This window comes from Acinetobacter sp. V104_13 (assembly GCF_031798995.1).
Classification (GTDB): Bacteria; Pseudomonadota; Gammaproteobacteria; order Pseudomonadales; family Moraxellaceae; genus Acinetobacter; species Acinetobacter pittii.
In genome coordinates this window covers 265,182-278,188 of sequence record NZ_JAVQNP010000025.1, presented here as the reverse complement: position 1 = coordinate 278,188, position 13,007 = coordinate 265,182, and the positions used below count along the sequence as shown (strand labels likewise).

17 protein-coding genes and 1 riboswitch are annotated in these 13,007 nt (G+C 37.6%); of the genes, 7 read left to right on the top strand and 10 right to left on the bottom strand.

Annotated features, from left to right (window positions below; translation table 11 throughout):
* Nucleotides 1–93: 93 nt before the first annotated feature.
* Nucleotides 94–182, bottom strand: a riboswitch (glycine riboswitch).
* A gap of 150 nt (nucleotides 183–332) precedes the next feature.
* Both RMB06_RS10860 and RMB06_RS10855 read right to left on the bottom strand, forming a co-directional pair.
* Nucleotides 333–824, bottom strand: a complete 492-nt coding sequence (locus RMB06_RS10860; protein ID WP_002115670.1) for a hypothetical protein — start codon at nucleotides 822–824, stop codon at nucleotides 333–335.
* 241 nt (nucleotides 825–1,065) lie between these two features.
* Nucleotides 1,066–1,509 (bottom strand): BLUF domain-containing protein, encoded by a 444-nt coding sequence (locus RMB06_RS10855; RefSeq protein ID WP_017398952.1) that lies wholly within the window; start codon nucleotides 1,507–1,509, stop codon nucleotides 1,066–1,068.
* Nucleotides 1,510–1,737: 228 nt separating this feature from the next.
* On the opposite strand from RMB06_RS10855, the gene RMB06_RS10850 reads away from it, so the two are divergent.
* Entirely contained in the window at nucleotides 1,738–2,001 is a 264-nt protein-coding gene (locus RMB06_RS10850) for a hypothetical protein (protein WP_311079454.1), read from the top strand.
* Here RMB06_RS10850 and RMB06_RS10845 read toward each other — a convergent pair.
* On the bottom strand, nucleotides 1,996–2,697 hold the full coding sequence (locus tag RMB06_RS10845) for an alpha/beta fold hydrolase (protein WP_206258325.1): 702 nt from the start codon (nucleotides 2,695–2,697) through the stop codon (nucleotides 1,996–1,998). The genes RMB06_RS10850 and RMB06_RS10845 overlap by 6 nt on opposite strands.
* A gap of 173 nt (nucleotides 2,698–2,870) precedes the next feature.
* On the opposite strand from RMB06_RS10845, the gene RMB06_RS10840 reads away from it, so the two are divergent.
* Nucleotides 2,871–3,164, top strand: a complete 294-nt coding sequence (locus tag RMB06_RS10840; protein WP_206258324.1) for a hypothetical protein — start codon at nucleotides 2,871–2,873, stop codon at nucleotides 3,162–3,164.
* Nucleotides 3,165–3,261: 97 nt separating this feature from the next.
* Here the strand turns inward: RMB06_RS10840 and fumC are convergent, their stop codons facing one another.
* Nucleotides 3,262–4,656 (bottom strand): class II fumarate hydratase, encoded by a 1,395-nt coding sequence (fumC, locus tag RMB06_RS10835; protein ID WP_206258322.1) that lies wholly within the window; start codon nucleotides 4,654–4,656, stop codon nucleotides 3,262–3,264.
* Nucleotides 4,657–4,772: 116 nt separating this feature from the next.
* Nucleotides 4,773–5,780: a UDP-glucose 4-epimerase GalE gene (gene galE, locus RMB06_RS10830; protein WP_206258321.1), complete on the bottom strand. Its 1,008-nt coding sequence runs from the start codon at nucleotides 5,778–5,780 to the stop codon at nucleotides 4,773–4,775.
* Between the two features lie 65 nt (nucleotides 5,781–5,845).
* Here galE and tusD point away from each other — a divergent pair, with 65 nt between their 5' ends.
* From tusD to RMB06_RS10810, 4 genes are read left to right on the top strand one after another with little or no spacing between them, the layout of a single operon-like run.
* Nucleotides 5,846–6,214: a sulfurtransferase complex subunit TusD gene (gene tusD, locus RMB06_RS10825; RefSeq protein ID WP_002115623.1), complete on the top strand. Its 369-nt coding sequence runs from the start codon at nucleotides 5,846–5,848 to the stop codon at nucleotides 6,212–6,214.
* A gap of 44 nt (nucleotides 6,215–6,258) precedes the next feature.
* Nucleotides 6,259–6,609, top strand: coding sequence for a hypothetical protein (locus RMB06_RS10820; protein ID WP_311079453.1), 351 nt, complete (start codon nucleotides 6,259–6,261; stop codon nucleotides 6,607–6,609).
* A 17-nt stretch (nucleotides 6,610–6,626) separates the two neighbouring features.
* The gene (locus RMB06_RS10815; protein ID WP_311079452.1) at nucleotides 6,627–6,911 is read left to right on the top strand and encodes a DsrH like protein; all 285 of its coding nucleotides are present in this window, start codon (nucleotides 6,627–6,629) and stop codon (nucleotides 6,909–6,911) included.
* Between the two features lie 18 nt (nucleotides 6,912–6,929).
* Nucleotides 6,930–7,241: a TusE/DsrC/DsvC family sulfur relay protein gene (locus tag RMB06_RS10810; protein WP_311079451.1), complete on the top strand. Its 312-nt coding sequence runs from the start codon at nucleotides 6,930–6,932 to the stop codon at nucleotides 7,239–7,241.
* 2 nt (nucleotides 7,242–7,243) lie between these two features.
* On the opposite strand, the gene RMB06_RS10805 is transcribed toward RMB06_RS10810, so the two are convergent.
* Nucleotides 7,244–8,107: a DMT family transporter gene (locus tag RMB06_RS10805; protein ID WP_227063389.1), complete on the bottom strand. Its 864-nt coding sequence runs from the start codon at nucleotides 8,105–8,107 to the stop codon at nucleotides 7,244–7,246.
* A 123-nt stretch (nucleotides 8,108–8,230) separates the two neighbouring features.
* Between RMB06_RS10805 and RMB06_RS10800 the strand changes: the two genes are divergently transcribed.
* Entirely contained in the window at nucleotides 8,231–9,622 is a 1,392-nt protein-coding gene (locus RMB06_RS10800) for a PLP-dependent aminotransferase family protein (protein WP_311079450.1), read from the top strand.
* 16 nt (nucleotides 9,623–9,638) lie between these two features.
* Here the strand turns inward: RMB06_RS10800 and RMB06_RS10795 are convergent, their stop codons facing one another.
* The 4 genes from RMB06_RS10795 to RMB06_RS10780 form a co-directional block, all read right to left on the bottom strand.
* Complete coding sequence (locus RMB06_RS10795) at nucleotides 9,639–10,121, bottom strand: helix-turn-helix domain-containing protein (RefSeq protein ID WP_311079449.1); 483 nt, start codon at nucleotides 10,119–10,121, stop codon at nucleotides 9,639–9,641.
* 217 nt (nucleotides 10,122–10,338) lie between these two features.
* Nucleotides 10,339–11,574, bottom strand: a complete 1,236-nt coding sequence (locus RMB06_RS10790) for a molybdopterin molybdotransferase MoeA (protein ID WP_311079448.1) — start codon at nucleotides 11,572–11,574, stop codon at nucleotides 10,339–10,341.
* Nucleotides 11,574–12,497, bottom strand: a complete 924-nt coding sequence (gene moaCB, locus RMB06_RS10785; RefSeq protein ID WP_000799986.1) for a bifunctional molybdenum cofactor biosynthesis protein MoaC/MoaB — start codon at nucleotides 12,495–12,497, stop codon at nucleotides 11,574–11,576. Before moaCB ends, RMB06_RS10790 begins: the two co-directional genes overlap by 1 nt.
* A gap of 23 nt (nucleotides 12,498–12,520) precedes the next feature.
* On the bottom strand, nucleotides 12,521–13,006 hold the full coding sequence (locus RMB06_RS10780) for a molybdenum cofactor biosynthesis protein MoaE (RefSeq protein ID WP_311079447.1): 486 nt from the start codon (nucleotides 13,004–13,006) through the stop codon (nucleotides 12,521–12,523).
* Nucleotide 13,007: the final 1 nt, after the last annotated feature.

Here is a 13,007-nt window from a genome sequence, read left to right as displayed (position 1 = left end):
CCTTTTAACGTTTAGATCTTCCCCTTCGGTGAGTTTATAATTTATAAGTTATTGTTTTCCATTCTTATAAATCTAAGCTTCTCTCCAGATTTTTTAATTATTACAGTCCTTTTGCCTGAGAGTTTCCGGGCTTGTTGCTCCTTCGGCGGGTTCTTAATGAACCTCTCTCCCGCAATAATTTTGTATTTATATAAGCAATGTATCTGCCACATTGAAAAAAACGCATTCTTTTCTTGTAAACTTTTGTATAAGCAATCTTAAAATTATAAAATACTGATTTAATTAGAAAATAAAAAAAGTGAATTTTTATAAATCCACCTTTTACACTTAAATTAGAGTTTACCGTTAAGCACTTGGTCTGAAACCGTACCCTTCCATTGCTCACGCAAGGTTGGTAAGTAGAATTTCTCACCAATAGTGACCAATTCAGCATCAATCAATGCATGAACTTCGTGCATAAAAATATAATCTAGAGCAACTAAAGAAAGCTGATGATTTTTTTGCGCTGTTTTCTTACGTTTTACCTGTGCTTGTTTCACTAGCTCATTTGCAAAGTTTTTATCTTTATAAGCAGTAATTGCATTTAAACGAAGCTCAATAACACCCCATCCCGCTAATAGTTTTTTAAAAACTTCAAAATCTTTTGAGGTTGATTCCCACGTTACGTTTTCTAGATCATTATCTTCAGGTAAAACTGGTAATAATAAATCCGCTGTACTTGGGAAAATCTTTTTAAGATTTAACAGAAACTTAACTGGCTGATCACTAGGGTAATCATTAAATTGCACATGTTGTTGGGTATCTGTCAAATAAATAGAGAGCATTCAAAAATCCTTAACTAAGCAGCTGTTTTTAATAATTTTATCTCTAACTTTGCGAAATAAATGCAAAACAAAAAACAATATAAAAACAGGACAAGGTGGGCATTTTAACAATTATGACGGCTTATTCAACGCCAATTCGCCATTAATTAGTGAAAGTTTCAGCCTTTGTGATAAAAAGCTCTCCGAAGAGAGCTTAACTTTAAATAGAACATCAAAAATCCGTTGTAATTCTTGGTTTCGATTAACCTTGATATTGATCAACTTTATAATTTGGCTGATCTACAAGCAGTTCAATAAAAGTCGGAATAGATGTAGTGTTAAGCAGATAAGGATTAAATTCATCAACATGATGATGATGAAAGAACTCTTTTATTTTCGTGTTAATGGGAGCAAATTTCATACTCCAATGTTTAAATAGCCGTTGTTCGGATGGTTCTGAAAAGATGATTTCACAGTTCTGATGTCTCGAATCTTTCAAAATTAATTTATAAAATAGCGATTCGACCTGTTCTTTCTCACCTTCCAAATACTGCAAGAAGTATCCATTACCATAGTAAAGCACTCCTGTAATATCATTATGTGAATTGAATTTGACAGCTTCGGTGAGAATATCAATTAAATCTTGTTTTATTTGACTATGTTCACTATTGGTTTTACTTGCATACATAAAGCCTATTAAACTCATAGCGATACTCGAAGATAGATTTTAATGTCCATTCTGACATTTACCCCCTCTTCTTACAATGTAACCTATTTAAAACCTTGTATTTCAAAAGTAAAGATTATTTTCTTTTTGAAAATGACAAACTTTAACAACCCGAAATCTTTTGTAAATTAATGCCAACCTAACAAGTTAATTAGACACTATTAATTTTAGTACAATTGAAAATTATCTTTAATGTATGGATGTCTAATGGAGAATCATGAAGTTATTCTTCAAGACGAACATCATAAACAGTTTAAGATTATTAAAGTTCAAGATGTTCGTTTTGATAAGAATACGCTTAACAATAGCTACCAATGTTTATGGATATTTGATCATAGTTCAGAGTTTTTTCCATTTGAGTTATGGGATCAGCTTGATCATGCAACTGTTCATCAAAAAATCAAACTTGGCAATCAAGTTTTCAAGATTATCAAGATTCTGACGAAGAAAACGAAAGTTAGGCCCTCATGAAAGATAAGTACTTAACCAAGTTAAAATCACTGAAACTAATGCTTTCGGCTGTTCAATCGGAATCATATGGCCCGTATTTTTAATTATCTCGAGTTTCGCATGTGGCAACTGATCTAATAATTCTATGGCTTCTTCCTTAGAACGCAGCTGGTCCTCTGCACCAGAAATAATTAAAGTTGGGCATGTGATCTTACTCATATCATAAGAACTTCTATCTAACATAGATTGTTTAACGAACTCTTCATAACCTAGAGTCCCGCCCATCTCTTGGATTCTTTTTACGAGAGCACGATTCTGAACATTCGATGGATGTAGTGTTTTTTCAATCGATATTGAACTTAGTCCATGGAAATTTTTCCCCGAGTTAAGCTTAATCGCCGTTAACTTTTGATTTTTCTGCTCTTCTGTATCTGAACGTAATGAAGATGCTATTAAAATAAGCGCCTTAACTTTTTCAGGAAATTGCTCCACTATAGATCTCGCAATGTATCCTCCAAGTGAAAATCCAATTAATACAAAGCTTTGTGGCGCATGTTCAACAATATTTTGAGCAATTTCTTTGATTGTTTGCCCTTGTTTTAAAGTAGCTCTATATATATTCCACTCTTTAGGCATTTCATCTATGAGTTCATTCCAGAGAGATTCATCAAGCATATAACCAGGAATTAAAACAACTGAAATTGGCTTTTGATTCATAAGTTTTTTAATACCTTACTTGAGAACTATAACTAACAGCATTTTATGCTAATAAAAAATCTATAATTAGAATATTGAAGTAAAAAATAAAATCACTATATAAATTAAACAGAAATAACTGTGGAAGCACGCCAGACTAAAACATTCCCTTTTTATGCTTGAAGGAGGTACACATGAAAGTTAGAGCATCACGTACGTATTCCGCTTCAGCAAATAATTATTTTATTTCTAAGGAATATGCTTGTACTATTATTCCTGTAAAAGGAATGTGTTTTATAGACTCTGGTCTAACTGAGAGTGGAGTGATCCAACCAGTAGAAATTATTGAAGTGACTATAGAACCAGAATCTAACTCGTATCATGTTCTTTTAGCAGGCGATCCTCATAACTACGAAAAAGAAGAGCTAAAAAAGAAGTTTGAGACTATGAAATCTCATGGTTGGGAATACATAGACGGCTTACTTTGATATTTTCCTATCTCAAGCTATAAGTTAGTCTCTACCTATAAAAGCCCTCAGATGAGGGCTTTTATATAAATATTAACGCTTACATTGTTTTTAGTAATTACTTACTATTTGGCGAAACCATTTTTTCAGGTTTAACTACTTCGTCAAATTGTTCCGCTGTAACTAAACCAAGCTCAACAGCTACCTGCTTCAAAGTTTTATTTTCTTTATAAGCAGTCTTTGCAACTTTTGCAGAATTTTCATAGCCGATTACCGGATTTAAAGCTGTAACTAGCATCAGAGAATTATGCAAGAAGTGATCAATCTTATCGCGATTAGGCTCAATTCCCACCGCGCAGTGATCATTAAAGCTATTACATGCATCACCAAGTAACTGAATAGATTGCAATAAGTTATAAGCAATCACTGGCATAAAGACGTTTAATTCGAAGTTACCTGAAGCACCTGCTATGTTAATGGTCGTATCATTTCCAAGCACTTGTGCAACAACCATGGTCATTGCTTCACTTTGTGTGGGGTTTACTTTCCCCGGCATAATGCTTGAACCAGGCTCATTTTCTGGAATACGGATTTCACCAAAACCACAACGCGGTCCACTTGCCAGCCAACGGATATCATTCGCGATTTTGTTTAAGCTTACAGCCAAAGTTTTTAATGCACCTGATGCAAAAACAGCGGCGTCCCGTCCTGCTAGAGCTTCAAATTTATTAGGCGCAGTTACAAAAGGCAAACCTGTAAGTAATGCAAGCTGAGCTGCAGCTTTTACTGCATAGTCAGGATGTGCATTTAATCCTGTACCTACCGCTGTGCCGCCTAATGGCAACTCATATAAGCCACTCAAAGCTTGTTGTAGTCGAACCAATCCATGCTCAAGCTGTGATACGTAACCACTAAATTCTTGACCTAAGGTTAATGGAGTAGCATCTTGCAAATGGGTCCGGCCAATTTTAACAATATCCTGAAACTCATCTGACTTTTTTTGCAAAGTCGCTTTAAGCTGCTCTACAGCAGGAATGAGCAACTCGTTAATTTGTAAACTTGCTGCCACGTGAATGGCCGTTGGAAATGAGTCATTTGTTGATTGAGCACGATTGACATGATCGTTTGGATGTACTGGCTTTTGAGCACCTAAGGCTTGCCCTAATTTCTGGTTTGCAATATTGGCAATCACTTCGTTACAGTTCATGTTACTTTGCGTACCAGAACCTGTTTGCCAGACAACTAAAGGAAATTGGGAATCCCACTTGCCATCAATTACCTCTTCAGCAGCACCCACAATATATTGACTCAAATCTTGTGGTAGTTGTTCAAGTTCAGCATTGGTTATTGCAGCAGCCTTTTTTACCAAACCCATCGCTCGAATCATGGCACGGGGTAATCGTTCCTGCCCGATTTTAAAGTTCTGTAAGCTGCGTTGAGTCTGTGCCCCCCACAATGCTTCATTTGGAACTTCAATCTCACCCATAGTGTCATGTTCAATTCGTGTTTGCATAGAAACCTCGGTTATCTCAATAAAGAACTCACGGGCTGAAGCAAGTGTTTGCTCTGGCTAGTTAATTTTGAATATCGTACTCAAGCATACCAGCATTGTAAATAAGAATCATTATCTTATCTTCCATTTAAAGTATTTTGATAGAAGCGCCATTCATCTTCGATCATTTGTTTTAATGGGCGCTTCGGTGTCCATTGCAATAAGGTTTTTGCTTTCTCAATATTAGCACCAACTTGATCTAACTCGACATGTTTATAAATTGCTGATTGTGTAGGAACTTCAGCTTTAGTAACTTGTGAAATTTCATCGAGTAATTGACGAATTGAATGAACTTGGTCATGTGCAATATTAAATGCTTCACAACAATGCGTTTGTTCACGCAGCCAATGTAAGCTCGCAATGACGGCTTCACATAAATCTAAAACATGTAAAAAACTACGTTCAGTCGTATGATCTGACGTTTCAGCTTGATCTTGTAATTCAATTAAATCACGCTGCATTGCTGCGACTTGCATCGTAAGCGGAACAATATTTTTAGGAAGCTGAGCGACATACTCTCCGAGTACCCCATGTTCAAATGCACCCACAATATTAGACAATCGTAGAATCGCAATTTTCCACTCATGGTCAATTTTATAAGTATCACGGATAATTTCTTCAATCATCTGTTGAGACTTAATGTAGGGATTAGGATAAGCATAATTAAATTCTTCTGTTTCACTCAATTGCAAGCCAGATTTCCCATAAGCTGCAAGGCTAGACAGATGAATAAAGTGACGAACACCCGTACGTTGCATGGCACGAAGCAAGCTCATGATACAACTAACATTATCATTATAATATTCAAGAGGTTTAAGGTTAGATTCTTCAATTGATTTGAATCCGGCAGTATGAATAACTGCATCAATTGAATATTGCTCAAACACCTTATTCAGCGCTGGTGTATTGCGTACATCAAGTTTGACAAATGGAACGTACATACCAGAAATAAACTCTAGCCGCTCCAAAGTTTGCAAGGTTGAATTAGCCAAATTATCGACGATTACCACCTCTTGCCCTTGAGCCATTAGACTCAACGCAATGTGTGAACCGATAAAGCCTAAACCACCTGTCACTAAAATCATTGTATACTTACCTTTCTCTTAATGTATCTACGCCCATTTAGACGTATGACCATAGTGAATTCTCAATGAGTACATTACTACTAATTACCTCTGCTCCTACTTCCATTCATGCTTGGCATGCGTTAGGACTTGCTCAGGCACTCAAAAGTAAAAATGAAGACTTCCGTGTATTCTTTTACCAAGATGGCGTGCAGGTTGCTAATGATTTTCAATGGGTTCCTGACGACCAGCGTAATTTAACGCATGAATGGCAAAAGCTTGCGATTCGTCTTCCTGTTTGTGTGAGTGCTGCCCTCGCTCGTGGTATTACAGATGCAGAAAATGCCAGTCGCCATCACCTTACTCATCACAACCTTGCCAAAGACTTTGAACTTGTCGGGTTAGGTGAACTTGCTGATGCAGTACAGTCAGCATCTCGTCTTATTCAATTTTAAGTTACTTTGTTTGCTTAGATTGTTGCTTTTAAAAGGTATATTGTGTGAAATCTGTACTCATCATTTTAAGTCAAGCCAATTTAACCAGTCTTCAAATCAATGAAAGCCTTTCCGCTACTATGGTTTTAGCAACCTTTGGCTCACCAGTCAAAGTATTATTGAAAGATGCTGCTCTTAGTCTTTTGCAAAATGATTTAAGCTTTGATCAGTTTCGTCAGGCTTTCAAAGTGGCCTCAAATATGGTCGAAAGTTTTGAGTTCTATGACTTGAGCCCTATTCTGATTGAATGTAAAAATCAGCAGCATCCTCTTGTACAAAAAACCGAACAAGAAATTGAATTCGTTCAGTTGAATGCTGAGTTTATTCAATCTTTTAATCATGTTCTATATTGGTAGATAAAGGTGTAAGTTTAATGAATCCGTCAACACTTTATCTTGTGCAATCTTCTTACCATTCTACGCCGAAGATTATTGAGGAATTACGCAATCTTTTTCGGGTAGGTGATCAAATTGTTTTTATGGGTGATTCAGTTGCACACCTTTCTGCTGAAATGATTCAACCATTCGAATCTGTTTCATGCTTAAGCATCGAAAAAGACTTACTTGATACAGATACTTTATTTCAGGTGAAGGTATTAGATTACGATCAATTTGCTGATCTGGTTTTAACGTTTAATCGCTGTATTTCTCTTAAATAATATATTTAGGCTGGTTTCATGAATTTAGAATTAGACCAAGATGGTCATTTGGTTGATTACACAATCTGGAATCCTGAAGTTGCGCAAGAACTTGCCAAATCGCTTGATCTTGAACTCACCGATTGGCATTTTGAAGTTTTAGCAGCTGTACGTCAGTTTTATCAACAGTTTGGACATTCTCCAGCAACTCGCCCGCTCATTAAATTTTTAATGAAAACGGTAAGTCCAGAGATTAATAATGCAATTTTACAGCAACAATTTAATACTGGTTTAGTTGCCCGTCATTTAAGCCGTTTGGCAGGTGTTCCTAAACCAGCAAATTGTTTATAAAGTTAAGTAAACTTTTTGGCAGCAGCGACACATAAAATAGTTGTTGCTGTGACCACTAACATTGACCAGCTCACATGTTCGTGTAATAAAACCGCTGCAATACCGAGCCCCATTAAAGGCTGTAAAAGTTGTAGTTGGCTTATGGCAGCAATACCGCCTTGTGCCAGTCCTTTGTACCAAAAGAAAAAACCAATGAGCATACTAAACAAAGACACATAAATAAGACCAACTAAAGCAGATGGAGACACACTTTGGAATGAAGCTGGCATATAGAAAATAGTAAGCAACAACATAAAAGGTAAAGACAAAATAAGTGCCCAACAAATGACCTGCCACCCACCTATTTTTCTTGAAAGTACACCGCCTTCTGCATAGCCAAAGCCACAGAAAATAATTGCCATTAACATATAAAAGTCCCCTATTCCAAGTGATGTATCACCAGAAAGGAAGAACATATAGGCAAAAACAACCGCACTCCCCAATACTGCAAATATCCAGAAAAATTGATTCGGTTTTTCTCCACCTCTGAGTACAGCAAATATTGCAGTTGCAAGCGGCAAAAGACTAACAAATACAATTGAATGGGCTGCATTCATATATTGCAAAGCAAGTGCTGTAAACAACGGAAAACCGATCACCACCCCCACAGCAACAATGGCAAGAGGCCACCAATCTTGTTTGGCTGGTTTCTTTTGTTTTAAAACTAAAATAAGAATAAGCCCCAAAATACCTGCTATCGCAGCTCGTGCTGCGGTTAGAAAGCCCGGTTCAAACCCCATTACAGCTACACGTGTTGCTGGCAGTGACCCCGCAAAAATAGCCACGCCAATAAAACCATTCACCCAGCCATTCATAAACCTATTCATAATTTTCTCCGTCACTATACGAAGAATTTAAGCTGTGATAAGGTGATAAAACCAGATACAAAGCAGTACAATTTAAAATAACTGTTATGTATTAACAACCAATACAGTTGGGATTTTAAGCACGTGAACCAGAGAAAAACAAAAATTGAAATTGTCATTTCAGAGATTGAGCGACAAATAAAAAATCGATCTTTATTGCCGGGAGCACGCTTGCCTTCTGTTCGTAAGTTAGCAAATGATCTGGGCTTTTCAGTATCAACTGTTGTAGAAGCCTATGAAAGATTAATTGCTTTAGGCAAAATCGAATCAAGAACTGGATCTGGTTTTTATATCGTTGGTCCTCTCGCACCTTTAGCTTTAAGTGAATTAGGCCCTAAATTAGATCGTTCAGTTGATCCATTATGGATTTCACGTCAATCTTTGGAAGCGAAAGCAGATGTTTTTAAGCCTGGTTGCGGTTGGCTACCCGATGACTGGATGCCATTAGACAGTATTCGTAAAGCTTTAAGGAGCGCCGCGAAAAGCCCAGATGATTGTTTAATGGGTTATTCAACGCCATTAGGATTACCAGCTCTACGTGATTTACTGGCAAGACGCGCTCAAGCAAAAGGTATCAATGCAAATCTTAATCAAGTACTTTTAACAGACTCTGGAACTCAAGCAATTGATTTGGTCTGCCGATTTTTACTAAAGCCCGATGATGTAGTTTTGATTGATGATCCTTGTTATTTCAACTTTCATGCATTGCTTAAAGTTCATCAAGTCAAAGTTATTGGTATTCCCTACACACCAACAGGCCCTGACTTAAAGGCATTTAAAGAAGCAATTGAGACTTACAATCCACGTCTTTATATCACCAACTCAGGAATTCACAATCCAACTGGTGCAGTACTTTCTCTTTCTACGGCGCATCAATTATTAAAACTTATTGAACAATCAAATTTGATTGTTGTTGAGGATGATATTTTCTCAGACTTTGAATATAGCCCTGCTCCTCGGCTTGCTGCTTTGGATAATCTTTCACGTGTAATCTTTATTGGAAGTTTTTCTAAAACGTTATCAGCATCTATTCGTTGTGGCTATATTATTGCTAAACCAGAATGGATTGATCAGCTCACCGACCTGAAAATTGCCACAAGCTTTTCTCACAATGGTGTATCAGCTGAAGTTTTATTAAGTGCTTTAACAGATGGGTCTTATCGTAAACATATAGAATTATTAAAGGTTCGTTTAGCAAAAGCAATGCACGATACCATTACTCAGTTAGAACCTTTGGGTATAAAACCATGGATTAAGCCTCAAGCTGGAATTTTTGTTTGGTGTCATTTGCCAAAGGGAGTTGAAGCTTCAGAAATTGCAAAATATTGTATTAATCATCAGGTTATTCTTGCACCAGGAAACGCGTTTAGCCAAGCTTCCAATGCTGGTCAATTCATACGCTTTAATGTAACACAGTCAAATCATGACCATATCTATAAGACTCTGGCTGATGCGATTCAACTAGAGTCTTTATAATTGGTAGTAAGAGAAATTAAGCTTGTTTCTGTTTGTGCTGCATATATGCAAAATAACCCGGCCCAGCTGAAACCTGAACTTGTTTTGCATGTAAAGGTTCACGGCAAACCGAACATACCATGACTGGTTCAAATTTATGACCACAAGTTTTATGGCGATATTCTAAAGGTTTGCCTAAACCTTGATCCATCCATTTATCAGCCCAATTCGCCATAGACAAAATAATTGGATAAAGCTCAAAACCTTTATCAGTCAATTTATATTCAAAGCGTTCCTGCCGATCAAAATAAGGGGCTTTGACTAAAATTTCATATTCAACCAAACGCTTTAAACGATCCGAGAGGACATGACGAGTGACACCTAATGACTTTTGAAAATCGTCAAAACGGCGTATTCCCATAAAAGCATTACGTAATATTAGCATCGTCCATCGATCGCCAATCACTGATAGCATACGAGCAACCGAACAAGGTTGATCACCGATGTCGTCCCATTTCATCTTTATGCATTCCTCGATATTTCCTAGCCTAATGGCCCTATTGTTTATACCCTAAACCACTTAGCACGATTTATGCAAGATTCATTATTAAAATAACTTCTTATCAAGCTTATGAAAGAGTTTTCATTATAAAAAAATTTAAAATTATTATTAAAAATTGCTTAATAAATATAACTCACTCAATTATATAGTGAGTTATATTTACCATTACTGATTATTAATTTGAAATAAATACGCCCTTCAAAATATGACCTGCTTCTAGTTTCACACTTGCTGGAATTCGCACCAGACAATTGGCCTGCATTAAATTACTCAGCATGTGCGATTGCTGTTTTGCCAGACTTTTAACTTTGAGTTGTCCATTGTCAAAATATGCATGCATTCGTAAAAAACGCTCACGTGCATCTTCTTTTAAATCGTGATCTAAAATTGCACTAAACCATACCGGCCCAGCTTGGTTTCCCTGCAAAGTGTCAAGCAATGCTTTACCGTAAACCTGCATAGACACATAGACCGCAGCAGGATTACCGGGCAACCCAAGTAAATAACAGTGGTGATCTGATTCTGGATGAGAATATTCAGCAAAAAAGAGTGGCTTACCTGGCTTTTGTTTTACTTTCCAAAAGATCTGTTCAAAACCAACTTCAAAAGCACATGGCCGAACAAAATCATAGTCTCCAACAGAGACTCCACCGGTGGTTATAACCACATCATGGCTATCTTTTAATTGGTCGAAATATTGTGTGACCTGTGCTGCCTCATCTGCTACATGAATGAGTTCAACATCTAAACCATAATCTTCAAACCAAGCTTTTAGTAATGGGCCATTCGCATCAAAAATTTTACCTTCAGCTAGATCTTCTGCTGTTTCGGCAACTTCATCACCCGTGATCAAAACAGCGACCTTCGGTGCACGATAGACTTCAACAGTTTGCACACCCGCCATACTTAAGGCAGCCAAACTTCCAATATTCAAAAATTGTCCAACTTGCGCAAGTAACTGCCCTTGCTGGATTTCTTCGCCAGTAAAACGAATATCAGCTTGAAAGCGTATATGCTCCGTTAAACAAATTTCTTGAGGCGAAACAATCGATACGATTTCTTGCCGAGCTACATGCGTTGTCCCTTCAGGAATTTTGCTGCCAGTAAATATGCGAATCGCTTGACCTTCGCTTAGGATGTCATGACTTTCGCTTCCAGCACGAATCTCACCAGTAACCTGAAACTTTTGATTATTTAAATCTTCGGCATGACAACAAAGTGCATAGCCATCCACAGCACTTTGAGAAAAGCTTGGTAAATTAATTTCTGAATAAATTTCTTTAGCAAGATACCTACTTAGGCTATTTTGAAGAGGTTGCTGAATCGAACCTAATTTTTTAGGTCGGTTACTAATCAGTTCAATTGCTTCATCTACGCTAATCAACCCACGCTCTGTACCACAACCTGACATTATTCATAGCCTCCCGGATGTGGTAAATCACGGCAAACATCAAAAATATGGACTAAGGCAGGTAAAATAGCAGCCATTGATTCGCTTGCTCCACCACGGCTTCCCGGTAAAGTCACTACTAAAGAGCGATCAATAAAACCAGCTACTCCACGCGACATTGCAGCATATGGCGTGCGTTTTTGTCCAAATGAACGAGCAGCTTCCATTAAGCCATCTAGCTTACGTTCAAGAAGTGGCTCTAACGTATCGACCGTAATATCACGCTTACCAATTCCAGTTCCACCAACGGTCATAATGCAAGCATATGATTTGCTCAACTCAAGCACTAAGTTTTTCAAAGTATCCGCTTCATCTGGCAAAATTTGGTAATGAATTGGATCAAATCCTGCCTCGGTTAAAGTTTCAACCACAGATTTTCCGGCAGTATCGGGCTTTCTACCCGCTGCTACGGTGTCTGACAACACAATAACAGCAGCCGAAACAGGCTGACGAAGAACTCGCTTAAAGTGTGATTTGCCACCTTTTTTCTTAAGCAATTTACATTGATCCATCCAGAGTTCTTCTGGTTCACAATGCGGTTTTAACATGTCGTAAATGGTTAACCCTGCAAGACTTGCAGCCGTTAAGGCTTCCATTTCTACGCCAGTTGGACCAATGGTTTCGACTACGGTAATAATCTTTACAAAATCATGTTCTAATTCATATTCAACATCTGCACGATAGATCGGCAGTGGGTGACACAAAGGAATCAGCTCATCAGTTCGTTTTGCTGCCAAGATTCCTGCTACACGTGCGGTTTTTAATGCATCCCCTTTTTCGGTATTTCCTTGTCTTAATAATTCAATACAGTGTGGTGGTGCATATAAAATGGCTTGTGCTTCAGCAACACGATAACTTTCCGGCTTCATTCCTACGTTTTTCATTATTTATCCTAGTCTTGCTTATTTCAGTGTGAGTGTTCATGGCCGGCATGATGGTGATGCTTGTGGTCGTGCGGTGCATCCTTACGAATACAACAGCCCTCTACATAATGACTCGTGCCATCTGTAAAGAACTCTTCTTTAAACACAGGCACTTCATGTTTTACCCGCTCAACCGCTTCTTCGCATGCTTGAAAAGCTTCACGGCGATGGGCTGCATAAGCAATTGCAATGATTGCTGTTTCGCCCACATCTAAATATCCAATCCGATGAACCACTCGCACATAAGATACCTGATACTTTTTCTCAATTTCCAGTTCAATTTCACGTATCATTTTTTCAGAAAGCGGTTTATACGAGGTATATTTCAACGCCTTAACAGCTTTACCTTCATGATGATTGCGAACCGTACCCATAAAAATATCAATTCCACCGCATTCAGGAAATGATTCAATAGGATCAAAAATATCTAGGCTTAAAGCCTGCTCTTGTATACGTGCAAAATCTCGCATG

Excerpts from the sequence above, each read along its gene's own strand:
- RMB06_RS10780 (WP_311079447.1), bottom strand. The coding sequence starts at position 13,006 with ATGCGAGATTTTGCACGTATACAAGAGCAGGCTTTAAGCCTAGATATT.
- RMB06_RS10860 (WP_002115670.1), bottom strand. The coding sequence starts at position 824 with ATGCTCTCTATTTATTTGACAGATACCCAACAACATGTGCAATTTAAT.
- fumC (WP_206258322.1), bottom strand. The coding sequence starts at position 4,656 with ATGCAAACACGAATTGAACATGACACTATGGGTGAGATTGAAGTTCCA.
- RMB06_RS10850 (WP_311079454.1), top strand. The coding sequence starts at position 1,738 with ATGGAGAATCATGAAGTTATTCTTCAAGACGAACATCATAAACAGTTT.
- RMB06_RS10815 (WP_311079452.1), top strand. The coding sequence starts at position 6,627 with ATGAATCCGTCAACACTTTATCTTGTGCAATCTTCTTACCATTCTACG.
- galE (WP_206258321.1), bottom strand. The coding sequence starts at position 5,780 with ATGATTTTAGTGACAGGTGGTTTAGGCTTTATCGGTTCACACATTGCG.
- moaCB (WP_000799986.1), bottom strand. The coding sequence starts at position 12,497 with ATGAAAAACGTAGGAATGAAGCCGGAAAGTTATCGTGTTGCTGAAGCA.
- RMB06_RS10810 (WP_311079451.1), top strand. The coding sequence starts at position 6,930 with ATGAATTTAGAATTAGACCAAGATGGTCATTTGGTTGATTACACAATC.
- RMB06_RS10840 (WP_206258324.1), top strand. The coding sequence starts at position 2,871 with ATGAAAGTTAGAGCATCACGTACGTATTCCGCTTCAGCAAATAATTAT.
- RMB06_RS10845 (WP_206258325.1), bottom strand. The coding sequence starts at position 2,697 with ATGAATCAAAAGCCAATTTCAGTTGTTTTAATTCCTGGTTATATGCTT.
- RMB06_RS10805 (WP_227063389.1), bottom strand. The coding sequence starts at position 8,107 with ATGAATAGGTTTATGAATGGCTGGGTGAATGGTTTTATTGGCGTGGCT.
- tusD (WP_002115623.1), top strand. The coding sequence starts at position 5,846 with ATGAGTACATTACTACTAATTACCTCTGCTCCTACTTCCATTCATGCT.
- RMB06_RS10795 (WP_311079449.1), bottom strand. The coding sequence starts at position 10,121 with ATGAAATGGGACGACATCGGTGATCAACCTTGTTCGGTTGCTCGTATG.
- RMB06_RS10790 (WP_311079448.1), bottom strand. The coding sequence starts at position 11,574 with ATGTCAGGTTGTGGTACAGAGCGTGGGTTGATTAGCGTAGATGAAGCA.
- RMB06_RS10855 (WP_017398952.1), bottom strand. The coding sequence starts at position 1,509 with ATGAGTTTAATAGGCTTTATGTATGCAAGTAAAACCAATAGTGAACAT.